The 24078-nt window shown below is 38.9% G+C and carries 24 protein-coding genes; 8 read left to right on the top strand and 16 right to left on the bottom strand.

All coding sequences use genetic code 11. The features are described 5' to 3' along the window. Positions 1–172: 172 nt before the first annotated feature. On the bottom strand, positions 173–1228 hold the full coding sequence (dinB, locus tag PSE60_RS11030) for a DNA polymerase IV (protein ID WP_272665441.1): 1056 nt from the start codon (positions 1226–1228) through the stop codon (positions 173–175). A 284-nt stretch (positions 1229–1512) separates the two neighbouring features. Between dinB and PSE60_RS11035 the strand changes: the two genes are divergently transcribed. From PSE60_RS11035 to PSE60_RS11050, 4 genes are all read left to right on the top strand, one after another. Next, positions 1513–2427, top strand: coding sequence for a glycerophosphodiester phosphodiesterase family protein (locus PSE60_RS11035; RefSeq protein ID WP_272665442.1), 915 nt, complete (start codon positions 1513–1515; stop codon positions 2425–2427). A gap of 185 nt (positions 2428–2612) precedes the next feature. Beyond that, positions 2613–2990: a hypothetical protein gene (locus PSE60_RS11040; protein WP_272665443.1), complete on the top strand. Its 378-nt coding sequence runs from the start codon at positions 2613–2615 to the stop codon at positions 2988–2990. 267 nt (positions 2991–3257) lie between these two features. Further along, a complete protein-coding gene (locus tag PSE60_RS11045) occupies positions 3258–3620 on the top strand; it encodes a hypothetical protein (protein ID WP_272665444.1) in 363 nt (120 codons plus the stop codon). Between the two features lie 47 nt (positions 3621–3667). After that, positions 3668–4033 carry a hypothetical protein gene (locus PSE60_RS11050; protein ID WP_272665445.1) on the top strand — a complete coding sequence of 122 codons (366 nt, stop codon included), beginning with the start codon at positions 3668–3670 and terminating at the stop codon, positions 4031–4033. A 139-nt stretch (positions 4034–4172) separates the two neighbouring features. Here PSE60_RS11050 and nqrM read toward each other — a convergent pair whose 3' ends face one another. The 8 genes from nqrM to PSE60_RS11090 form a co-directional block, all read right to left on the bottom strand. Beyond that, the gene (gene nqrM / locus PSE60_RS11055; protein WP_198641892.1) at positions 4173–4400 is read right to left on the bottom strand and encodes a (Na+)-NQR maturation NqrM; all 228 of its coding nucleotides are present in this window, start codon (positions 4398–4400) and stop codon (positions 4173–4175) included. 17 nt (positions 4401–4417) lie between these two features. Beyond that, positions 4418–5449, bottom strand: a complete 1032-nt coding sequence (locus PSE60_RS11060; RefSeq protein WP_042851653.1) for an FAD:protein FMN transferase — start codon at positions 5447–5449, stop codon at positions 4418–4420. Positions 5450–5689: 240 nt separating this feature from the next. Further along, complete coding sequence (gene nqrF, locus PSE60_RS11065; RefSeq protein ID WP_004914098.1) at positions 5690–6916, bottom strand: NADH:ubiquinone reductase (Na(+)-transporting) subunit F; 1227 nt, start codon at positions 6914–6916, stop codon at positions 5690–5692. Between the two features lie 15 nt (positions 6917–6931). Next, positions 6932–7528: an NADH:ubiquinone reductase (Na(+)-transporting) subunit E gene (gene nqrE / locus PSE60_RS11070; protein WP_004914100.1), complete on the bottom strand. Its 597-nt coding sequence runs from the start codon at positions 7526–7528 to the stop codon at positions 6932–6934. A gap of 4 nt (positions 7529–7532) precedes the next feature. Beyond that, entirely contained in the window at positions 7533–8162 is a 630-nt protein-coding gene (locus tag PSE60_RS11075; protein ID WP_004914102.1) for an NADH:ubiquinone reductase (Na(+)-transporting) subunit D, read from the bottom strand. Then, entirely contained in the window at positions 8155–8949 is a 795-nt protein-coding gene (locus PSE60_RS11080; protein ID WP_004914104.1) for a Na(+)-translocating NADH-quinone reductase subunit C, read from the bottom strand. The genes PSE60_RS11075 and PSE60_RS11080 overlap by 8 nt, the downstream gene beginning before the upstream one ends. Beyond that, entirely contained in the window at positions 8942–10180 is a 1239-nt protein-coding gene (locus PSE60_RS11085) for an NADH:ubiquinone reductase (Na(+)-transporting) subunit B (RefSeq protein WP_004914105.1), read from the bottom strand. Before PSE60_RS11085 ends, PSE60_RS11080 begins: the two co-directional genes overlap by 8 nt. Positions 10181–10184: 4 nt before the next feature. After that, positions 10185–11528: a Na(+)-translocating NADH-quinone reductase subunit A gene (locus PSE60_RS11090; protein WP_272665446.1), complete on the bottom strand. Its 1344-nt coding sequence runs from the start codon at positions 11526–11528 to the stop codon at positions 10185–10187. Positions 11529–11944: 416 nt separating this feature from the next. Here PSE60_RS11090 and PSE60_RS11095 point away from each other — a divergent pair, with 416 nt between their 5' ends. Next, entirely contained in the window at positions 11945–12682 is a 738-nt protein-coding gene (locus PSE60_RS11095) for a L,D-transpeptidase family protein (RefSeq protein ID WP_272665447.1), read from the top strand. Here the strand turns inward: PSE60_RS11095 and PSE60_RS11100 are convergent. Continuing rightward, positions 12653–13420 carry a class II glutamine amidotransferase gene (locus PSE60_RS11100; RefSeq protein ID WP_004914108.1) on the bottom strand — a complete coding sequence of 256 codons (768 nt, stop codon included), beginning with the start codon at positions 13418–13420 and terminating at the stop codon, positions 12653–12655. The genes PSE60_RS11095 and PSE60_RS11100 overlap by 30 nt on opposite strands. A 28-nt stretch (positions 13421–13448) precedes the next feature. Continuing rightward, the gene (gene lpcA, locus PSE60_RS11105; RefSeq protein WP_004914109.1) at positions 13449–14027 is read right to left on the bottom strand and encodes a D-sedoheptulose 7-phosphate isomerase; all 579 of its coding nucleotides are present in this window, start codon (positions 14025–14027) and stop codon (positions 13449–13451) included. Between the two features lie 390 nt (positions 14028–14417). Between lpcA and fadE the strand changes: the two genes are divergently transcribed. Further along, positions 14418–16883: an acyl-CoA dehydrogenase FadE gene (gene fadE, locus PSE60_RS11110; RefSeq protein WP_272665448.1), complete on the top strand. Its 2466-nt coding sequence runs from the start codon at positions 14418–14420 to the stop codon at positions 16881–16883. 101 nt (positions 16884–16984) lie between these two features. Here fadE and PSE60_RS11115 read toward each other — a convergent pair whose 3' ends face one another. From PSE60_RS11115 to lysA, 4 genes are all read right to left on the bottom strand, one after another. Then, positions 16985–17659, bottom strand: a complete 675-nt coding sequence (locus tag PSE60_RS11115) for an SEL1-like repeat protein (RefSeq protein ID WP_272665449.1) — start codon at positions 17657–17659, stop codon at positions 16985–16987. Between the two features lie 6 nt (positions 17660–17665). Continuing rightward, a complete protein-coding gene (locus tag PSE60_RS11120; protein WP_272665451.1) occupies positions 17666–18898 on the bottom strand; it encodes a hypothetical protein in 1233 nt (410 codons plus the stop codon). Between the two features lie 10 nt (positions 18899–18908). Continuing rightward, complete coding sequence (locus tag PSE60_RS11125; protein WP_272665453.1) at positions 18909–19547, bottom strand: sel1 repeat family protein; 639 nt, start codon at positions 19545–19547, stop codon at positions 18909–18911. Positions 19548–19711: 164 nt separating this feature from the next. After that, positions 19712–20971: a diaminopimelate decarboxylase gene (gene lysA / locus PSE60_RS11130; RefSeq protein ID WP_272665454.1), complete on the bottom strand. Its 1260-nt coding sequence runs from the start codon at positions 20969–20971 to the stop codon at positions 19712–19714. Between the two features lie 126 nt (positions 20972–21097). On the opposite strand from lysA, the gene PSE60_RS11135 reads away from it, so the two are divergent. Further along, on the top strand, positions 21098–22033 hold the full coding sequence (locus PSE60_RS11135; protein ID WP_272665456.1) for a LysR family transcriptional regulator: 936 nt from the start codon (positions 21098–21100) through the stop codon (positions 22031–22033). Here PSE60_RS11135 and PSE60_RS11140 read toward each other — a convergent pair. Beyond that, positions 22007–22927, bottom strand: a complete 921-nt coding sequence (locus PSE60_RS11140) for a LysR family transcriptional regulator (RefSeq protein WP_272665458.1) — start codon at positions 22925–22927, stop codon at positions 22007–22009. The genes PSE60_RS11135 and PSE60_RS11140 overlap by 27 nt on opposite strands. Before the next feature lie 132 nt (positions 22928–23059). On the opposite strand from PSE60_RS11140, the gene PSE60_RS11145 reads away from it, so the two are divergent. After that, positions 23060–23932 carry an MBL fold metallo-hydrolase gene (locus PSE60_RS11145; RefSeq protein ID WP_272665459.1) on the top strand — a complete coding sequence of 291 codons (873 nt, stop codon included), beginning with the start codon at positions 23060–23062 and terminating at the stop codon, positions 23930–23932. Positions 23933–24078 lie beyond the last annotated feature (146 nt).

Below are 24078 nucleotides of genomic sequence, written 5' to 3' on the forward strand. Positions count from 1 at the left end.
GGGTCACACTGCTGACAAACATATTATGTTTGGCGGCAAGTCTAATAGGTTTTGAAAATAAATGAGGAAAATCAAATTATTGATTTTCGTCTGATAACACAAAGCGGGAAAAACCACGCTTTTATCCCGCTTTGTTAACAACCTCAAACACCCATCATGCGATGAGTGTTTTTTATAATTCAAGCAATAATTGCCTTTCAAGCTGCGGGCTTTGCAGCATCACATGCAAACCAACTAACCGAACACCACGCCCTAAGCGGCGATGATCCCAAACTTGTTTCGCTATCTGAACTAAATCTTGTTTATTAAGAATTGGGTATACGTGTTCTTGTGTTGTTTGCTGAAAGTCTGCAAATTTAAATTTTACACCTTGACGAGCAATACGCAGATCGGGTTTTACCTTCGCTAAACGCAATTGTAGCTCGTCATAGAGTCTATCAAGCAGTTGCAAACAATCGCTCCATTGATATATATCTTCTGCAAGGGTGCGTTCAACCCCTACCGACTTTCTGAGCCTATCAGGGTTAATAGCACGCTCATCGATACCATGGCATCGATCCCAAAGTACCTGCCCAAATTTACCCATGCTTTTAACCAATGTAACAACATCATATTTTTGGACATCAGCACAAGTGAGTAACCCCATATCCGCTAATTTCTGAGCGGTAACCTTACCCACGCCAGGAATTTTTTTAAGAGGCAAGCTAAGAATAAATTGATCAATATTTTGCGGCGTGATCACGAATTGGCCATTAGGTTTATTCATGTCTGAAGCTATTTTCGCCAAAAATTTTATTGGCGCTATCCCCGCTGAAGCGGTTAATTGCAGTTCATCAAAGATTTGCTGGCGAATGGCCTCAGCAATTAGCGTTGCAGAGCCATGTAATTGCGTACAATCAGTGACATCCAAATAAGCTTCATCAAGAGAAAGTGGTTCTATGAGGTCAGTATAGCGTGCAAATATTTTTCGAATATACAGGGAGGTTTCTTTGTAAAGTGCCATATGCCCAGGAACCACTTTCAAGTGAGGGCAAAGCCTAAGTGCAATCGCAGTAGACATCGCACTGTGAACACCGTAGCGACGGGCTTCATAATTTGCAGTACTAATAACTCCTCGGCGATCTGCGCTTCCCCCCACCGCAATGGGGACATTACGAAGGCTTGGGTCGTCACGCATTTCGATCGCTGCATAAAAGCAGTCCATATCAATATGAATAATTTTACGCACAGGTTAGCTCTGCCAATCAAACACCTGATTAAATATACAGTATTTTTATTAGCCATGCAATTATTGTCACATCTCCATAAAATTGATGAATAGAAAATCTAACCTCATGATAATTAGGCAATTCATATTATTGCAATAATCATCTGCCAAGCTATCCAACTCAAGATTCGATTTAAAGTTTGTCTTAAAAATAAGCGTTAATACTTACTTTTAAACAAAAAAGTAATAAAAAGAGTTGTTTTACCAACAACAATACCTTGAAAAACTATTTATGGATCATCTCTATGGCAATTATATCAACATCAAAATATGTTAAATTTATGGCTCCTCTCATAATGCTGCTTGCTAGCCAAACAGTTTTCGCACTATCACCTAATTTAGCACTATCACCTAAAATTGTAGCTCACCGTGCAGGAACAGCGGATGCACCAGAAAACACAATTTATGCCATTGATTTAGCCAAGCAAAATAATGCTGATGCTATTTGGCTTACTGTTCAACTTAGTAAAGATAATCAATTAGTCCTATATCGTCCGAGTGATCTAGATTCATTGACGGACAAAAAAGGTAACGTATCTGCTTATACTGTAGAACAACTCAATCATGTCAATGCTGCTTATAAGTTTAGTCAAAAACATAATCAGCAATTCCCATTACAAAAAACAACTATCGCTACACTAGAAAGTATTCTACAAAAATACCCAGACACAACTTTCTACATAGATTTAAAATCCCCTGACGCCAGCCCTGATATTCAAGCAAAGGCGATTTTAGCCCTCTTAGATAAAACCAATGCATTTAATCAAGTACGTTTTTATTCCACTAATGATGAATTTTTAAAAGCACTCAAATCCCTTTCTCCAAAGATCCCACTATTTGAAAGTCGTGATGAGACTCGCACCCTGTTGGCAAATGTTGTGATGAACCATCAATGTTCAATAGCAAATGACAAAACAACAACTCGTTGGTATGGCTTTGAATTACATCGTAAAGTTGAAGTAGTCGAAAAATATACATTAGGAGAAGCACGTTCACCTGCAACCCTTTCATGGGATAAAGAAGCCATCGACTGTTTTAGAAAAAATGGCAATGCTTATATCATTGTCTTTGGCGTTAATACTGACAGTGACTACCAACTTGCAAAAGAAATTGGCGTAGATGCTGTAATGGTTGATTCCCCAAAAGCATTTAAAAAATAATCAAATAACATCACCTAAGCTATTATTACTTTAATAATAGCTTAGGAATTAAATCACATCCTAAAAACATTCATTCCTTTTCATCAATTAATAATAATTGTTCTTAATTTACCTCTATAGAAAAATTGATATATTTAATCCGCCACAAAAAACATTTAAAAATAAACTAAAATAAAGGATTTTATATGTCAAACAACTTAACTATAACTGTAGAAAATTATTGGAATGAAAGATTAGAGAAAGTTGAAATATTTTACCATAATAGTGACCTTCCAAATAATAATGCCTTTGTATTTTTTGATTTGGAAAGTAGACAGTCGTCTACTACCGTAGATTCGGGTGTATTTCCTTTATCAACCAGAGGTGAAAGCTCATGGAAAGCTAGAATTAGCACTGAATCAGGTACTGTTTGGAGCAGCGGTGATTTTTTACTATGCCAAATTAATCCTGATGATAATAATACTGTTACAATTAGTTTTGATGGAAATTTTGAAAATATGACAGTTTATTATCCATCTTCTAGCTCGTGCTCTAAAAAAATGGAATTAAGTAAGAAAAACTAAGCAACAAAAAACATAGGCTATAATAACAGAATTCAACCATATGATATTTTAAATTTTGGATAATAAATTGGAACACATCTTAATTTCCAGATAAGAGATTAGTATAAACCCCATAATAATTAACTAACCTAAAATATTATTAAAGTAACACCTTAACATAAGAACAAAATAATTTAATTATAGTTTGGTTTTGTATTTTGCTATTAAAAACAACCATCAATTACACATTTAAAACCATTACACGTATTTGATATTAAAGGAGGTTACATGTCAAACCTTGGAACAATGATTGTCGAAAATTATTGGAATGAAACATTAAAAAAAATTGAAATACATTATCATAATAGTGATACCCCCTATGATAGTGTGTTTATATTTTATAATCTAGGAGACTCCACATCTAGCTCTACTGCCAATTCATTCCCTTACTCAACAACAGGTAAAAGTGCTTGGAAAGCTAAAGTTACAACGAAAAATAATGAACTGTGGAGTAGTGGTGACTTTTTACCTTGCCAAATTAACAGCAGTGATAATGGAAAGGTTACGATTAGATTTGATGGCAATACAAAAAGCATGCATGTTAATTACCCAGTCTCCGATTCATGCACCAAGAGAATGCAGCTAATTTAGGCCATATAATAGATAAAAACAGAGTAAATTTATATTAAGAGATTAGTATGCTAGCTCCATTAGGCTTAGTAACTGTTGAAAATTATTGGAATGAAAATATCAAAGAATTTAAGTTAGTCATTAATACATCTAATTTCACGAACACCTATAAAGTTTTTAATAATATAAAAGATAAACAAGTTTTAAAAGATGCCTATAGTTTTGTCTTTTTCTATGAAAAACAAATATCTTGGCAAGTCACTTTTATAACAGAAAGTGGTGAAACTTGGGGTAATGATTCATTTCTTCCTTATAACTTCGCTACCTCAGATAATGGGAAAGCAATCATAGGTGTTAATGGCGACTCCAAACGCCTATATGTTGCCTTTCCTTCATCGAGTTCTTGTTCAATGGCTTTAACACAGATGTCATAAAGTTGTTTATAACATATTCTTAGTAAAGATTTATTATATTCTTGCTCATACAAGATAAAATAATATTTGGAGATGTCTAATAGTTATATTTAGACATCTCCAGCTCATTACTAGTTATATAACCATTAAATATTACTATTCAAATAATACGGTTTTTATCCAGTATTTTTTGGCGGGCTTCTTCACGCGCCATGCGTTTTTTACGTGCATCACAAGGCTCAGGGCAATCACACACCTTTTCAACACCAATACTGCTTAACCCGCCGCAGCTACCTTGAATACTCTTACGCTTAATAATATATCCAAGTGACATACCTAAAAAGGCCAGCAAAAACAGTGCAAAGGCTGCAATAAAAATATTCAGCATTTTTTATCCTCCTACAACTACTGTTTTTTGGTTAAAAATGGTTCGAATGCCTTAGTATAGCGCTCTTCAAAACCTTTATCTGTCTTAACAATCATAAAAACAGGAATATTCATTTTTTCAGCTAAAGCAAAGCCAACTTCAGGCCCTAAAACATTTAGTCCTGTAGATAAGCCATCAGCACTCATGCAATTTTCTGCAATTACTGTAATAGAGACTAAATTATGTGTGATTGGTTTTCCTGTTTTTGGGTCTATCGTATGAGAAAAACGAACGCCATCTTGCTCGAAGTAATTACGGTAGTCCCCTGATGTAGCGATAGAACGGTCACCTGGTTCAATAATCTCTTGTGCTGTTTGGCTGACACCATCCGATGCGGGTTTTTCTATTGCGATACGCCATGGCACTTCTTTACCATTTGTTCCTTTCGTACGCACTTCGCCACCAATATCAACCATATAATTATTGATGCCTAATGATTCTAAATATTCTGCAACAACGTCAACACCATAGCCTTTCGCAATTGAAGAAAGATCGACGTACAGCTCAGGGATCGTTTTAATTAAGTTATTATCTTGAACAGCAAGTTTTTCGATGCCAACCCATGCTCTGCGCTTAGCCAATTCTTCATCCGAAGGTGCTTTAGTGACTCTTCCTTCAGGACCAAACCCCCATAAATTAACTAAAGGCCCAACCGTTACATCTAATGAACCATCAGTCAGCTTATTAATTTCAATGGCTTTTTTAACCACAGTTGCCGTTGCAGCAGAAACAGGGAACGGTGTATTGACTTCTTTAAACTGATTAAAACGGCTTAATTCTGAATCTGGGCGATATGTTGACATTTGGTCGTTAACTTCTTCCAAACGTTTATCTATTTCGGCTTGAATTGCTTCAGGCTTTGGCTCCGAAGAATCTGTGACATATTTAACCGAATAATACGTACCCATTGTTTGCCCCTGAAGATTCTGTTGTTCAGGTCCACCACAGGCAGTAAGAAACAGTGCTGCAACAAATAGCAGTACCGAGGTATAAATTCTTTTACTTAGCATAATTTTCTCCGCGTCAATCATGAGCGCATTTTGTTAAGGCCGCCCAGACTATTAACACACTTTACATCGTCACCCATGCAGAGAATGTTCCAGTCAAAATAATCATAAACCTACCTATTAACCGTTAACTAATTAGCGCTTAATAGATTTACTAAAATCACAAAGAGGGAAAATATTTTCCCTCTTTAAAGTGTTACTGTCTACTGACTTTGATTAGTCTAATAAAATCAGCTAAGTTGCTTAACCACCGAAGTCATCCAATAAGATATTTTCATCTTCAACACCGAGGTCTTTCAACATTTTGATCACGGCAGCATTCATCATTGGAGGACCACACATGTAGAACTCACAATCTTCCGGTGCTGGATGGTCTTTCAAGTAGTTTTCATATAAGACATTATGGATGAAGCCAGTATAACCATTCCAATTATCTTCAGGCATAGGGTCAGAAAGTGCTACATTCCATGTAAAGTTTTCATGTTCTGCAGCGAGTTGGTCAAAATCTTCGGTGTAGAACATCTCACGGACAGAACGTGCACCATACCAGAAACTAATCTTACGTTTAGAATCTAAGCGGCGCAGTTGGTCGAATATATGAGAACGCATTGGTGCCATACCCGCACCACCACCGATAAACACCATTTCAGCTTCCGTTTCTTTAGCGAAAAACTCACCAAACGGCCCAGAAATAGTCACTTTATCCCCTGGCTTTAATGACCAAATATAAGAGGACATAATTCCTGGTGGAACATCCGGATTACGAGGTGGTGGTGTAGCAATACGCACGTTTAGCATGATAATACCATGCTCTTCCGGGTAGTTTGCCATGGAATAGGCGCGAACAGTTGGCTCTTTAACCTCAGACACATAACGGAATAGGTTAAATTTATCCCAATCTTCACGGTACTCTTCTGGTACATCAAAATCTTCATATTTGACAACATGTGCCGGGCATTCAATCTGAATAAAGCCACCCGCACGGAAAGGAACGACTTCTCCTTCAGGAATTTTCAATTTCAGCTCTTTAATGAAAGTGGCTTTGTTATCATTAGAAATAACTTCACACTCCCATTTTTTCACGCCAAATATTTCTTCTGGAAGCTCAATTTTTAAATCTTGCTTAACGTTGACCTGACACGCTAATCGGCAGCCTTCTTTTGCTTCACGCTTGTTAATGTGAGAAAGCTCAGTAGGCAGAATATCACCACCGCCTTCTTTGATTTTTACACGGCACTGACCACAAGAGCCACCACCACCACACGCTGATGAAACAAAAATACCTTGGTTTGATAACATGCCTAATAGCTTGTCACCCGCAGGAGCTTCAAAACTTTTGTCTGGATCGCCATTAACTTCAACTTTGATGTTCCCTGTGTTGACTAGCTTGGATTTTGCAAACAGGATTAAGCCTGTCAGCACCAAGACAATCAGGGTAAACATCACGACACCTAAAATAATAATTTCCATGAATTCTTCTCGCCTTTATAGCTGCACACCGGAGAAGGACATAAAGCCCAATGCCATTAAACCGGTTGTCACAAAGGTGATACCTAACCCTTTTAGACCCGATGGAATATCTGAGTACTTCATCTTCTCTCGAATAGCTGCCATCAATACGATTGCGAGCATCCAACCGATCCCCGAACCGAACCCATATACGACCGATTCGCTAAAGTTATAGTCACGTTGCGCCATGAAAGAAACACCACCAAAAATAGCACAGTTAACGGTAATCAATGGCAAAAAGATACCTAACGCGTTATACAGTGATGGGAAGTAGCGATCTAAAATCATTTCAAGGATCTGAACTAACGCGGCAATAACACCGATAAACGTGATAAAGTTCAAGAAGGATAAGTCGATACCTTCAGCAATCGCGCCATCACGTAATACCAAGTTGTATACCAAGTTATTGGCTGGGACAGAAATCCCAAGAACTACCGTTACAGCGATACCCAGTCCAAAAGCAGTTTTTACATTCTTCGATACCGCAAGGAAAGTACACATTCCCAAGAAAAATGCTAATGCCATATTTTCAATAAAAATGGCTTTAACAAACAGGCTAATATAGTGTTCCATGTGATTAGTCCTTCTCTACCTGAGCTGGTTTCAGGGTACGTAACCCCCAAATCAGCATACCGATGATAAAGAATGCACTTGGCGCGAGGAGGAACAGGCCATTTGGCATGTACCAACCACCGGTTTGTAGTGATTCAAAAACTGTGATACCAAACAATTTGCCGGAACCAAATAACTCACGTAAAAAGCCGACTAAGACAAGGATCACACCATAACCTAGACCATTACCAATACCGTCCATGAAGCTTTCAATTGGAGGTGCTTTCATTGCATAAGCTTCAGCACGCCCCATTACGATACAGTTAGTAATAATCAAGCCAACAAATACAGAAAGTTGTTTTGATATTTCATAGGCATATGCACGTAAAATTTGGTCAACCACAATAACTAAGGAAGCAATGATTGCCATTTGAACGATAATACGTACGCTGCTCGGAATATAATTCCTGATGAGTGAAATAAAGAAGTTAGAAAATGCCGTCACTAAGGTTACAGCAATCGTCATAACGAGTGCTGTTTCTAACTTCGTTGTCACTGCCAGTGCAGAACAAACCCCTAATACCTGTAAAGCAATTGGGTTGTTATCCAATAACGGCCCAAGTAGGACGCGTTTTACTTCTTTTGAATCAGCCATTATTCAGCGCTCCTTCACGTACTTTTTTCAGGAACGGACCAAAACCGTTATCCCCTAACCAGAAATCAAACATATGCTGGATTCCGTTTGATGTTAGAGTCGCACCTGAAAGGCCGTCGATACCGAATGGGTTATCTGTCGCACCACCGCGCACGATTTTAATTGCCGGAACCCCCTGCTCATTGAACAGTTTTTTACCTGGCCATTGGGCTTTCCACTGAGGGTTATCAACCTCACCGCCCAGCCCTGGTGTTTCACCATGTGCATAATAAGTGATACCACGAGAGGTGACACCATCTACATCTACCGCAATAAAGGCATACATGACAGACCACAAACCAGAGCCGTAAACAGGTAAAATAATTTGTGATACTTTTCCTGCTTCATCTTTAACCAAATAGATTTCAGCGCTATTGGCACGACGGCGAATTTTTGCAATATCTTCCGCAGGAGAGAGTGCAATACTCGTTTCTTCGCTACGTAGCTCGCTATTTAAGTCATAACGGCTAGTGCTATCAGATAATTCATTAGTTTTAAAATTCAAAAGTTTAGGTTCGATACGATCCTTATATACATCTTGAACTTCCTCAGCGGTCATTTTAGGTTGCAGCAAGCCAGCAACACTTAAAATATTACGTTGAGTATCTAACTGAATCTGTTCTTGCTGCTGTGGTTTTAGACCAACTGCAGCCCCTGCGACGACAATAGAGCAAACTAGACAAAGAATAAAAACAACTAGAAATGTTCTGCCGACGCTATCGTTATTCATTGGTTTTTCATTAGCCACGAGCTTTTCTCCGCTTAATATTTGCTTGAACGACCAGATAGTCAAACAGAGGAGCAAACAGGTTGGCGAATAGGATCGCCAGCATCATCCCTTCTGGATAAGCTGGGTTAACAACCCTGATAAGAACACACATTACACCGATCAGAATGCCGTACGCCCATTTACCTTTGTCTGTGAAAGACGCTGATACCGGGTCTGTCGCCATAAAAATCATACCGAATGCGAAGCCACCAAGTACCATGTGCCACCACCATGGCATGGCAAATAACGGGTTCGTATCAGAGCCAATAGCATTGAATAGGTAGGACATTGCAATCATGCCAACCATCACGCCAGCAACAATACGCCATGATGCGATACGGAAGAACATGATAAGAGCACCACCAATAAACAACATCAGTGTTGACACTTCACCAATTGAACCTGGCATATTACCTAAAAAGGCTTGCATCCAAGTAATAGGCTCATGAGTCACCGTGTTCATTAGGGCATGCTCACCACCTGTTGCCCATTGTGATAATGGTGTCGCACCAGAGAAGCCATCAGCAGCAGTCCAAACTAAGTCACCTGATATTTGAGCAGGATAAGCAAAGAATAAGAAAGCACGGCCAGCTAATGCTGGGTTTAAGAAGTTACGCCCAGTACCGCCAAAAATTTCTTTCGCAACAACAACCCCGAAAGTGATACCTAATGCAGCCTGCCATAAAGGAATGGTTGGTGGCACAATCAAGGCAAATAGAATCGAGGTAATAAAGAAGCCTTCGTTAATTTCATGGCCGCGGATCATGGCGAATAAGACTTCCCAGAAACCACCGACTAAGAAAACGACAGCATAAATAGGAAGGAAATATACTGCTCCTAGCAGCATTTTACTTCCCCACCCTGCATCCATCGAAAGTGATGCACCTAAAAACTGCGCTAAGCTATAATGCCAATCACTCGCGAGAACTTGCTGTAACTCAGCCCCGCTATATAATTGGTGCAAAGCTGGGATGGCTTGGTTACCAACGTTATACATTCCCCAGAACATCGCTGGGAAAACCGCTAGCCACACCAATATCATCATACGTTTCAGGTCGATGGTATCCCTGACATGAGAACGCCCTTTTGTTACCGTACCCGGCGTATAAAAAACAGTCGAAACTGCTTCAAATAACGCATAGTATTTTTCTAGCTTTCCACCGGGCTCAAAATGGTGCTCATACTTTTCAAATAAATTTTTCAGACCCATGGAATCACCCTTCTAGCTCAATCTTGGTCAGAACATCACGTAGCACTGGACCATATTCATATTTCGCTGGGCAAACATAGGTACATAAACCTAAATCTTCTTCGTCCAACTCTAAACAGCCCAATTCTTGTGATGTATCAGTGTCTCCAGCGAGGAGATCGCGCAACAAATGAGTGACCATGATATCGAGGGGCATGACTCGCTCGTAATTACCAATTGGTACCATCGAACGCTCGCCACCATTCATTGTCGTTGTGAAATTAAAGCGTTTATTTTTCAAGAAGTGCCCGATTGTGGTACGCGTAATCGTAAACTTATTAACACCAGGCATAATCCAGCCAAATAATTCTTTATTGCGACCTTCGGCTAACACTGAGACTTGATTGTGAAAACGACCAAGATAGTGATGAGTATCATCACATGTCACGCCCCAAAGGACTGAACCTGAAATAATACGGTTTTCACCCGCTTTAAGCTGACCTTGTGTTAATTCATATAAATCAGCACCTAGGCGAGTACGCAGAAGACGAGGCTTTTCAACTTGTGGCCCTGCTAATGAAATCACGCGGTCTGTATATAGGTGACCCGTAACAAATAGCTTACCAATAGCGATAACGTCTTGGTAATTAAGGCTCCAAACTTTTTTCTTGATACTAACAGGTTCTAAGAAATGAATATGAGTTCCCACTAAACCTGCAGGATGCGGCCCTGTAAATTGGGTATAAGAAATTTGGTTATGAGCCGTATTCTTCGGTAAGTCTCCCTCTCCATGACAAACATGGATTTTACCTTCTGTTAAGCGGCTTAGAACCAAAAGCCCATCGTTAAATGCTTGTTCTTGCTCTTGAATAACTAAAACAGGATCCGCTGCAAGTGGATTGGTGTCCATTGCAGTGACAAAAATAGCGATAGGTGAAGAACCCGGTTGTGGAGAACGGCTAAATGGACGCGTTCTTAAAGAAGTCCACAAACCCGATTTTATCAAGTTTTCTTCGACTTGTTGTTGCGTTAATGTAGATAGCTCATCACGAGTATAAGCTGCAAAAGTTTCTTGTTCATCGCCATCAATTTCGATGACAACAGATTGAAGCACACGACGCTCACCACGATGAATAGCAACAATTTTACCGCAGGCTGGGCTTGTAAATAAAACCCCTGGGTTCTTTTTATCTTCAAAAAGAACCTGTCCTTTAACTACACGCTCACCTTCTTTAACCAGCATCGAAGGACGCATTCCGACATATTCCTCACCTAGCACAGCTACGTGTTGAATTTTCGGGCCGTCTTCTATCACTTGGGCTGGCTCACCTGCAATAGGAAGGTTGAGGCCTTTTTTAATTTTAATCATAAGATCTGCACAAGTTTATCAGTTAAACCCTAAGCTAACGATTCAGCAATGAATGATAGCGACTCATTAAATAAAAAATAGCTCAAGCAATAGGCATCACTTAAGCAGGTATTCTCACATAATTGTTACTAAATTTTATCTTCTGCCAACCATAATTTTATCAGTTCCCACTCTCTATGTCCGGCTATAGAAGTGACATAGTTCAAGCAAATTGCATTAATATTTAAATTTTTTTGTTAACAACTCGGTATTATCGATACTTAAGCTCATATTTATCGATCCTTGTTCATTATTTAAACAACAAAGGTTCATTTAAAAACTATTAACAAACTATATTAATTTTCGATTTACTCGTCTAGAATGCATAAAATATGTACTCTTTTTATTCAATAATATTCTCTTGATATGGCTTAGATATGAAATTAAGTAAATTTTTTAGTGCAATTTTCTTATTTGTACTCATATATTCTCCTGTTATTCAGGCGAGTAACTATTCATTTCTACTTAATAATAACGTATCGGATAGCTCAAACTCATCTATTTTTATTCAAATATTTAAGCAAGAAGGTTTATTAGAACTCTACCAAAAAACGCCATCAGGAAAATATAAACTGTCGAAAACTTACCCAATTTGTAAGTTTTCTGGCGGGCTAGGCCCCAAAAAAATCGAAGGTGACCTAAAAAGTCCAGAAGGATTTTATCAAATTACTGCCGAACAGCTCAATCCTAATAGTCGGTATTACCGATCTATCAATATTGGTTTTCCTAATGAGTTTGATAAAGCACAAGGTTATAGTGGCAGCTATCTTATGATCCATGGCAGTTGCGTTTCTGTGGGATGTTATGCCATGACAGACAAATATATGGGCGAGATTTACCAAACAGTAGAAACGGCCTTACTCGGTGGACAGTCCGTCATTAATGTCAGCATTTATCCATTTAAAATGACAAATGAAAATATGCTGCGCTATCGCAATTCCAGCCACTATACTTTCTGGAAACAATTACAACCGGCTTACGAGTATTTCAACCGCACAGGAAGGCCTGCTGAGGTGTCAGTCTCTTTAGGTAAATATGCGGTTATTGACCAAGCTGAGACTCCAACAAAATTGTTAGGGTCTAAATCACAATATGCGCTCACCAAGATAGAATAAGACAAAATTGCCTGGGTCAATTCGCTGCCAGTTTTCGTTACCCGTGAGTGGTTGCGTTGCAATCACAGAGACCACATCAGTAGGTGTCGTGCACTGCTCGAAATCGATTTCAATATCTTGGTCAAGTAATTTTGCTTTACCAAACGGTGCCTTACGCGTTAGCCAATGTAAATTCGTCGAGCTAAAGGCCATCATATATTGCCCATCGGACAGCAACATATTAAATACACCTTTATGACGCAATTGGTCAGCTAGTGTCGCAATAAAACGGAACACACTTTTCCAATTTGATGGCCTACGTGGATACTTTTCACTGAGTTGATGAAGTATCCAGCAAAATGCCCATTCGCTATCGGTTTCGCCTATCGGGCAATAGCGCCCAGTTTTCAGTGTACGATATCCTTTTAACTGCCCATTGTGCGCATAAGTCCAATTACGCCCCCATAGCTCGCGTGTAAAGGGGTGAGTGTTCACTAACGACACATCCCCTCGGTTTGCTTGGCGAATATGAGCAACAATACTTTCTGATTTAATCGGGTATTCCTGCACAAAGCGAGCGACAGGTGATAAAAAACTAGGTTGAGGATCTTTAAATGTGCGACACCCGAGCCCCTCATAAAAGGTAATTCCCCAGCCATCTTTATGTGGGCCCGTTTGACCTCCTCGGGAAATCAACCCACTGAGGCTAAACGAAATATCAGTTGGAACATTGGCACTCATGCCAAGTAACTCGCACATTTAAAAAACTCCTGAAACAGTAATAACGTTATTTCACCATCTCTTTTTCGATTAACTGAATTAAGATATGAATAACTTTAATATGAATTTCTTGGATACGGTCGGCATAACCAAAGTGTGGGACACGAATTTCAATATCCGCAGTTCCCGCCATTTTCCCGCCATCTTTACCTGTTAATGTGATGACTTTCATGCCTTTTTCACGTGCAGCTGCAATCGCTTTAATAATGTTCCCAGAATTTCCAGAGGTAGAAATTCCAAGTAAAACATCACCTTTCATGCCAACGGCTTCAATAAAACGTGAAAAAACATACTCATAACCGAAGTCATTACTCACGCAAGATAAATGGCTCACATCTGAAATTGCAATCGCAGGATAGCCCGGACGGTTTTCGCGATAACGCCCTGTTAATTCTTCAGCGAAATGCATTGCATCACAGTGAGAGCCCCCATTACCACAAGATAATACTTTGCCACCCGCTTTAAAAGAGTCAGCCAGTAAAACGGCAGCCTGTTGGATAGCAGCAATATTGGCATCATCGCTAAGGAAATTCGATAACGTCTCGGCCGCTTCTGTCAGCTCACCGCGGATTAGGTCTTGATACATGAGATTTCCTCTTAATTAAGAATACGTTATAGAAAGCATGATTAATTCATATCCAGATCATCCTAAAAGAAAAATGTCGCTCCATGGCAAAACTCAGATAGATATCAGTAATTAATCTTTAATAGTCAGATTGTTGCACAGGGATAATTTTGTTTCTACTTTTGATTGTGCTGTCTTGACCCTATCGACAAAATTCATCGTGACTCATAGCCAATAACCTGACTTTTCATAGAGCCGATAATATAAATTACTACGATACTTTCCTTTATATGACGTTTTTGTGAGCTAAGTTGTAATTAGGATGTAAATATATTGCTAATTCTTTATTAATAGGTATAGATTAAAGCAACAAACAGGTCAGACCTCTTACAAGTAGACAGGAGCTTCGCTATGATCCTTCTCAGCATCGTGTTATTTCTCGCCTTAATCGGCGTACTTTGTTATCACAAAACATCTTTGGTTTTTAGCTCAGTATTATTATTGGCTTATACCGCGGTTATGGGAGTCATCAATATTTGGAGCTACTGGATGTTACTGCCAGTTGCCTTGGTATTATTTCCTTTTGTCTTCACTCCCGTACGCCAATCGCTTTTCTCTATCCGCGCGATGAAAATGTTCCAAAAAGTCATGCCTCCTATGTCAAGCACAGAAAAGGAAGCCATTGACGCAGGAACAACGTGGTGGGAAGGTGACCTTTTCCGCGGAGCGCCAGATTGGAATAAACTGCATAATTACCCAAAACCACAGCTAACCGCAGAAGAACAAGCTTTTATTGATGGGCCTGTTGAAACCGTTTGTGGCATGGTCAACGACTTCGAAGTGAGCCATGAACTGGCAGACCTAACGCCTGAAGTGTGGCAATACCTGCGTGATCACCGCTTCTTCGCGATGATCATCAAAAAAGAATACGGTGGTCTAGAGTTCTCTGCATATGCACAGTCTCAGGTTCTACAAAAACTCGCTGGTGTCTCCGGTATTCTAGCTATCACCGTAGGGGTACCAAATTCATTAGGTCCGGGTGAATTACTGCAACATTACGGTACTGATGAACAAAAACAACGCTATTTACCAGGCTTAGCTACAGGTGAGGAAATTCCGTGCTTTGCATTAACCAGCCCAGAGGCAGGTTCCGATGCCGGCGCTATCCCAGACTCAGGTGTCGTTTGTATGGGTGAATGGCAAGGCGAGCAAGTATTAGGAATGCGCTTAACATGGAACAAACGCTATATTACCTTAGCACCAATTGCCACGGTATTAGGCCTCGCATTCAAACTTTCAGACCCTGATAAACTATTAGGTGGCGAGAAAAACCTTGGTATCACCTGTGCACTCATTCCAACTAATACCCCTGGCGTTGAAATTGGTCATCGCCACTTCCCACTCAATATTCCATTTATGAATGGCCCTACACGCGGAAAAAATATTTTTGTTCCAATCGATTACATTATCGGTGGGCCAAAAATGGCAGGCCAAGGCTGGAGAATGTTAGTTGAGTGTCTTTCTGTCGGTCGTGGTATTACATTACCATCGAACTCAACAGGTAGTTTGAAGAGTATCGCTATCGCGACAGGAGCTTACTCTTATATTCGTCGTCAATTCAAATTACCGATTGGTAAAATGGAAGGTATTGAAGAACCACTAGCTCGCATCGCAGGTAATACCTATCTGATGGATGCAGCAGCAACTCTCATCACCTCTGGAATTATGTTAGGTGAGAAACCTGCCGTTCTATCCGCTATTGTTAAATACCACTGTACACACCGTGGCCAGCGCGCCATTATTGATGCCATGGATATTACAGGTGGTAAAGGAATCTGTCTTGGGGATTCAAACTTTGTTGCCAGAGCCTACCAAGGCGCACCTATCGCCATTACGGTTGAAGGGGCAAATATCCTAACCCGCAGTATGATCATATTCGGTCAAGGGGCTATCCGTTGCCATCCATTCGTATTAGAAGAAATGGCCGCAGCACAGGATAATAACTTACATAAATTCGATAAAGCCGTATTTGGGCATATTGGTCATGTGGTTAGTAACCAATTCCGTAGCTTCTGGCTTGGTTTAACCAATGGTCGCGGAAGTCATACGCCAACCAAAGATGAAACGCGCCGTTACTATCAAATGCTAAACCGCCAAAGTGCCAACTTAGCATTACTATCCGATGTTGCCATGGGTGTGTTAGGGGGTAGCTTGAAACGTCGTGAACGTATCTCTGCTCGCTTAGGAGATATTTTAAGCAACTTGTATCTCGCATCTGCAACCTTAAAACGTTATGAAGATGAAGGTCGTCAAAAAGCAGACTTACCATTAGTGAAATGGGCTGTTCAAGATTGTTTATATCAATCAGAAAAAGCGATGGATGATCTCCTGAAAAACTTCCCTAACAAGTTGGTTGCAGGGGTAATGCGCATCACGCTGTTCCCTACTGGCCGTGCGATGTCAACACCATCAGACCGACTAGACCATAAACTGGCTCAAATTCTGATGGAACCATCAGAAACACGTGACAGACTGGGCCGTGGGCAGTATTTAACACCTACGGAAAACAACCCTCATGGCCTTGTAAACCAAGCTCTGCTCGATATCATTGCTGCTGAACCAATCTTTGAGCGCATCTGCCGCCTGAAAGAGCGTAAACTCAGCTTTACTCGCTTAGATAAACTTGCAGACCAACTACTTCCTGAAAATGTAATTACACAAGAAGAAGCTGATATCTTGCGCAAAGCAGAAGCAAGTCGGTTACGGACGATTAACGTCGATGAGTTTGAGTTTGATGATTTGGGTGTACTTCCGACAAAAAAGTCACCAAATGAACCGTCAGATGAAGAAACCAGTAAGAAAAAGAAAGCGGCTTGACTAATTATTAAGTAATAAAAAAACTCAAGGAGTTATTCGCCCCTTGAGTTTTTTATTAGTGCAAATTACACATCAATTTTCTAAATACCCGAGGAGTTTGCTCATTGTTTGGCCTCTAATATATAAGGTCGTAATTTAATTTTATTATCCCAGTCACCTAGCTTAAATTGGCAAATCTCCCCTCCTCCATTTGCGCAAATTGTTAGATACTCTTTTGCTTTGTCTATTTTTCCAAATTCGTAAAAATAGATTTCAGAGGCAGTCTCTAACGCTAACTGCCGATAACACCCTTCTATTTTTATTAATTTTTCCCAATAATTTATTGATTCATCTAAATTAACCGGCATGCCAATACCATATTGATTAAAATAGGCTAGTTTATATAAACCAAACTGAAAACCAGGCTCAATTTCCACTGTTTTCTTCAAATGCATTAATGCTATTGTGCAATTTTCATCAGCAACTCGCTTGCTACTCTTTAACGACCTTACTGAACAAGCAGAATCATCGAAGTAGAGCAAAAATAAAAAATAATGGCTTTTAACATCACCTTTACTCGCTTTTTTTTGTAATTCAATAAAATCTTGGGGCGTTCGAATTGGCTTCATTGAACGAAAGAGCTTTTCATCACCTGTATCTCGAATGTTATACATTGAAAAATTTAACATTCTGTAAGAAGGGATTTTAACAATATTTCCATTTACACTAGCGTGATTACCTAACTGTTTTCCACAACCAGTTAGAATAATAATTAAAACAACTAATATTTTATTCATATTAACCTATAATAAAATATCGATACCTCTAGCTGCTATAAGGAAATTAATACCTACTATTGAGCAATCTGATCTATTAATTAACTCAATAGGTGTATCATCATTAAATGATGATATTATTTCTGCCAGTCGGTTATTTGTTGAACTTTTATTTTTTTGTTTGAACCATACATCAACGACATCTGACTTACGACCATCAGACCATATCACTTCAGATATTAATTTATGTTGATTCGCATTTTTATCAACATATGCAGATTTAGAATAATTTAACTTTATTGATAAAATCCCAATCTCATCTAAAGTTAATAATTCACCAACCTGTGTTTTACCATCACTATTTTTATCTTGCCATAATTTAAGAGCATGCCATTTAAGGTCATCATGATTAACAACACTATCGTTATTACTGTCAATATCTAATAACCCATCAAACCCATTTAATGAAAGTGACCCGTCATCTTTGCAATAATCATCCCCAAACAATTCGCTAGAGTCATTAATAACTCCATCATTATTTTTATCCATAACTAATAAAGCATCATTAGGATCAACCCAACCTGTTACTTTTTCATTGCCCTTAAATTTAAAAACAACCCCAACACTGTCAGAAAGTGTTTTTACTCCATCATGGTTCAAGTCAATAATCAATGGAGTCTCATAATCTGATGCTACCAACTTTATTTTCTTTAAAATTTCCTTTGGACTATTTGGTAGCTTTATACTTTCAATACCTGATTCTTGGAGAAAGTCATTTATAAAGTCAATACAATTATTTGATAGAAGATTATAGTCTTTATTATCTGATGAATTACTCTTCATGGAATTATATTTATTAAATAAATTATTTAGGTCATTATGAAAAAAATGACCTTGCCCTGCAATTGTCAAAGATGATGCTTCTGGATAGCGATTATGGTCATCGAATGAAATATTATCTGAATTTGTAAGATAACTATTACCCGCACTATAGCCTACTGTGACACTTTCATATTGATTACTTTGTGGATTTATACCTTTAATCCCAATAAATACATGTCCAAATGTGGACTCATTAATATTGGTATTATCACCAACGACATCAATAAACTGACTGTTTGGTGGGGCAACAAATATCGTAAAGCTAGGCCCTCCATAATCAGTAAAACCACTACTATTTAAGTCAAAATATTTTGTATCCCCTTCATTTATTACTTGTAAGTAATGTTGCGGAACATAATTTTCATTAGATATATTCATCTATTTCCCTTTAATTTTTATTAATATACTCATCAATATCATTACGATATTTTTTACATTTTTCACTACCATGCCTTGCACCAAGGTCAGCATAATAACGAGCTTTATTAATATCTTTAATTTTTCTGTTTTCATCAAACAACGTAATGTGAACTAAATAATCACAAACCAATAACGCATCCTTCCCTCCTTTATGAATGACTGTATCCAATATAGAAACAGCCTTCTCCTTATTTCGTTCAAATACAACCCCTTGATAATAAAGTTGACTTAATTCATACAAAGCCAAACTGTTATTTTTATTTTGTTTTATTGATTCAATTAAGTATTCCAAGGCTTTTAAACACGTTAAGTCAGGTTTCAAATTATTTAAATAAACACCATTACAATTAGAATCCTTATAGAATAATTTAAATAATAACAAATTACTGTTCGAGTCCCCACTGCTAGCACTATTCATTAGTTGATTAAAATAAAATTGATTTCTTGGCGTAGGTGTTTTCTTATTAATAAGTGGATCATAGTTTATAAATTCAGAGCTATAGTTAAAGTTCAACATTCTATATGATGGCATCAAGCTATATTTTTGATTCTCATCAGAATGACACCCTGATAATAAAACAGCTAGTAGAAATAGTTTTTTTTGCATATATTCAAATGAATAGAATTTATAAAATTAAATTATAATTTCATTCTCACACAAAAACAGAAATTGTAAATAATCTAAACAGCAAACTTACTCCTAAAATAAACCAAAAAAGCCAGCTAAATCACAGCTGGCTTTTTACCGTTATTTTAATAATATTTAAAACATTACAATTCCAGAGCCAATAGCTCTTCAATCGTTTGGCGGCGGCGAATCAATTGCGGCTTACCATTTACAAACATCACTTCGGGTAATAATGGACGGCTATTGTAGTTTGATGACATGGATGCACCGTAAGCGCCAGTGTCATGAAAAACCAGAAAATCGCCAACTTTCACCTCGGGTAAAGCACGGGTTACCACTAAACCACCCTCTAACTGGGTAAATACATCTCCTGATTCACACAGTGGGCCAGCAACAATTGTGTCTTTTAGTTGGGCCCCATCAACGTTACGTCCATCCATCGGTAATACCGAAATATGGTGATAACTGCCATACATCGCTGGACGCATTAGGTCATTAAAACCACTGTCTACAAGCACATAGTGGCGACTACCCATGTCTTTAACGGCTCGCACTTCTGCTAATAGTACCCCAGACTCAGCAACTAAATAGCGGCCGGGTTCTATTTCAAGTTCAATTTTGTGCCCTAAGTGTTGCTCGATACGTTGGCGAGCGTTATCCCATAAGCTGTAATAATGCTGCACATCGATTAATTCATCACCTTCACGATAAGGGGTTGATAACCCACCACCTGCTGAAATGGCATGAAGGTCAACCCCTGCAGTTGTGACTAACGCCACCATAGAATCACACACATCTGCAAGATGTTGATAATCAACCCCTGAGCCAATATGCATATGAATACCAACTAGCGATAAATTGTAATGGTGAATTTTCTCTAACGCTGCAGGTAAATCTTCATGCCAAATACCGTGCTTACTATTTTCACCACCAGTATTGGTTTTTTGGCTATGGCCGTGACCAAAACCAGGGTTGATGCGTAACCAAACAGGATGGCCAGCTTTTTGCTCGCCAATTTGCTCAAGCATATCAACCGAGCCTGCATTCACAGGGATATCTAGCTCAGTCACTTTCGCTAATGTGGCTCTATCGAGCACATCCGCTGTAAAGACGATTTCTGAGTTCTCACGCCCAGGCTGGAACCCTGCCACCAGCGCACGTTCAATCTCCCCTAAGGAAACTGAATCGACTTTAACGCCCTGTTGTTTCATTAAGCGCAGGATATGAATATTCGAACATGCTTTTTGTGCAAAGCGGACGGTATCAAAAACTTGTAATTGCTTGATACGTTCAATAATCACCGCGCTATCATAAACCCAAACAGGGCTACCGTACTGCTCAGGTAATACACGTAGATATTCAGGTGTTAAATATTGGCTTGTTGTCGTTGCGAATGAAGTCATTGTCTTTCTCGTTTGCAAGTTTTTATTATATTAAAAGCTATTATTCAAAGAATAATACGGGAAAAAAAATATCTATTTTGCTAAAGTCTATTCATATTTGATATAGACTTTATTTAAGGACTTCCTATGCAAGCTATTTCATGGCGGCACATTGAAATATTCCGTGCTGTAATGACTGCCCCCAACCTGACGGAAGCCGCTGCGCTGCTAAACACCTCACAACCAACTATCAGCCGTGAACTTGCTCGCTTAGAATACCTTTTACAGTTTAAATTATTCGATAGGGTCAAAGGACGTCTACAGCCAACAGTACAAGGGTTACGGTTTCTTGAAGAAGTCGAACGCTCTTATTATGGTTTGGAGCGCATTAAAAACTCAGCGGAAACTATTCGACGCTTCGAACATGCCCAAATCTCGATAACCTGTTTACCTGCTTTCGCGCAATCTTTATTGCCCCATGTTTGCCAATCGTTTATGGAAAATTACCCTGATGTCAGCATCACAGTGATCCCGCAAGAGTCTCCTGTTTTAGAAGAATGGTTGTCCGCTCAGCGTTACGATTTCGGTTTAACAGAACATTTGCAAATGCCACCTGGAACTGAACAACAAACACTGGGAAGTTTAAATGAAGTGTGTGTCTTACCCGCAAGTCACCCTTTAGCTCAAAAAAAAGTCCTAACCCCCAACGATTTTCAAGGCCAACGTTTTATTAGCCTATCATTAACTGACAGCTATCGTCAGTTAATTGACTCAACTTTTGCGGAGCACCATGTCGAGCGCAAAATGGTAATGGAAACGCATTCAGCATCATCTATTTGCGCTATGGCACTAAAAGGGATTGGTATTTCTATTGTTAACCCTTTAACTGCATTAGATTTTCATCAACAATCTGCTGGGAAGTTAGCTCTGCGCCCACTCAGCTTTTCCATTCCTTTTACCGTTAGCTTGATAAAACCTATTCACCGCCCTTCATCACAATTGACCAATATTTTTACTCAACATTTAAAGGATAACTTTAATCAAATAAAAACCCAGCTAATTTCCGCGCTGTTGCATCAATAACTGCCAGTGAGGTGAAGTTGCAAACCAATTAGCGAGATAATCAATCACCACCCTCAATGCAGTTGGCATTTTTTGCCGACTCGTATACACAGCGTAAATGCCTAGAGGCATTGGCGTATATTCAGGTAATAGTTGAACTAACGCCCCAGAGGCCAAATGATCAGCAACAGAATAATATGGTTGCATAGAGATACCTGCACCCTGCAATGTTGCCTCAGCGAGAAATACAGATTCATTCGCACTTAATCGCCCATCAACCAATACACTATGCTGCATACCTGCTTTTTCAAATACCCATAAGCTACGACCAAAAAAATTGTAGGTTAAGCAATCGAGTAAAACTAAATCTTCTGGTTTTTCGGGATGTTTTTTCCCTTTTAAAAAATCAGGTGAAGCACAAATGACAGAATGGCAAGTTGATAATGGTTTTGCGATTAAACTCGGCTCCAGTTGATTAGTAATACGGATAGCCAAGTCAATTCGTTCCTCTATTAAATTAACTGATTTATTCGATATTTGCATATCTATAGCCATATTCGGATAGAGTTTCATAAACTCAGCAATAGCCACAGAAAGCGCACTTTGGGCAATAGATTGTGAGCAACTAATGCGCACTAAACCAGATAATGCTTTTGCATCAAGCTCTTGCTGCACAGGGACCATTTGGGAAATAGCATTAAGTTGCAAAGATTGTTGATATACCCCTTCCCCCGCTGAAGTTAAACTTAATTTCCGCGTGGTACGATTTAATAAACGCACTCCCGCCCATTGTTCCATTTCCGACAAATAGCGAGTCACCATCGCTCTCGACATCTCTAATTTTTCTGCTGCCCCACTCAGACTGCCTTGTCCAACGATAGTAATAAATACTTCTGCTGCCTTTAATCTATCCATACCACTCTCATTTGACTGAATTATGCAACAAACAACACCTAATTATGGGGTTTTTCATCTCATCATTGCAATTTAATATACACGACATGCAAAAAACAAGCTTTCCTGTATAACTTTATTTTAGGATACAAAATGAAATTTACCTTATTAGCTGCAACCGTGTTATTCGCTACAACGATGAATTTGGCTCAAGCTGAAACACTAACATTAGATGTTTATAATCCTGGAAATAACAGTGTATTTCCGGTTTCCTCTGAAATTATTAGCGGCTCAAGTGAAGTGGTGTTAATTGACGCACAATTTCAAAAAAATGATGCACAACAATTGGTTGATAAAATTAAAAAGCTCAACAAGAAATTAACCACGATTTATATTAGCCACTCAGATCCTGATTACTATTTTGGGCTCGATACCCTAACAAACGCCTTCCCTGAAGCTAAAGTGGTCGCGACAGCAAACACAGTTGAAGCCATTAAAGCAACTAAAGATGGCAAACTGGCTTACTGGGGCGGTGTATTAAAAGATGAAGCGCCTACCCATATTATTGTCCCTGAGGTTATTAAAGGAAATAGCTTCACAGTTGATGGTGAACGGCTTGAAATTAAAGGCCTTGATGGCGCTTCGCCAGATAGAACTTATGTCTGGGTTCCATCATTAAAAGCCGTTGTGGGGGGCGTTATTGTTTCTGACAATATTCATGTTTGGGTAGCAGATACACAAACAGAAGAGTCACGTAAAAATTGGCAGCAAACATTAAAAGACATCAAAGCACTGAACCCAACAATGGTTGTTCCCGGTCACTTTACGGGAGCATCTAAATTAGATAAAAGTACGGTTTCTTTTACTCAAAAATACTTACAAGATTTTGAAAATGCAGCAAAAACAAGTAAAAACTCAGATGAACTCATCCAAAAAGTTGCGGTAAAATATCCACAATTAGATGACAAATCAAGTTTAGAGCTTAGTGCAAAAGTTGTTAAAGGCGAAATGCAGTGGCCTCAATAACCAAGTAATACTCACTATTACAGCCATTTTGCGCGGTATGTTCCGTAGCAACTCACTGAATGACTAAAAGCAATTTGGCTGATTTAACCTAATGATAGTGGTATTAATTTTTTGATGATAATGATACAACTTAACTCAAATTACTT

The organism is Providencia sp. PROV174 (assembly GCF_028480685.1).
Lineage (GTDB): Bacteria > Pseudomonadota > Gammaproteobacteria > Enterobacterales > Enterobacteriaceae > Providencia > Providencia rettgeri.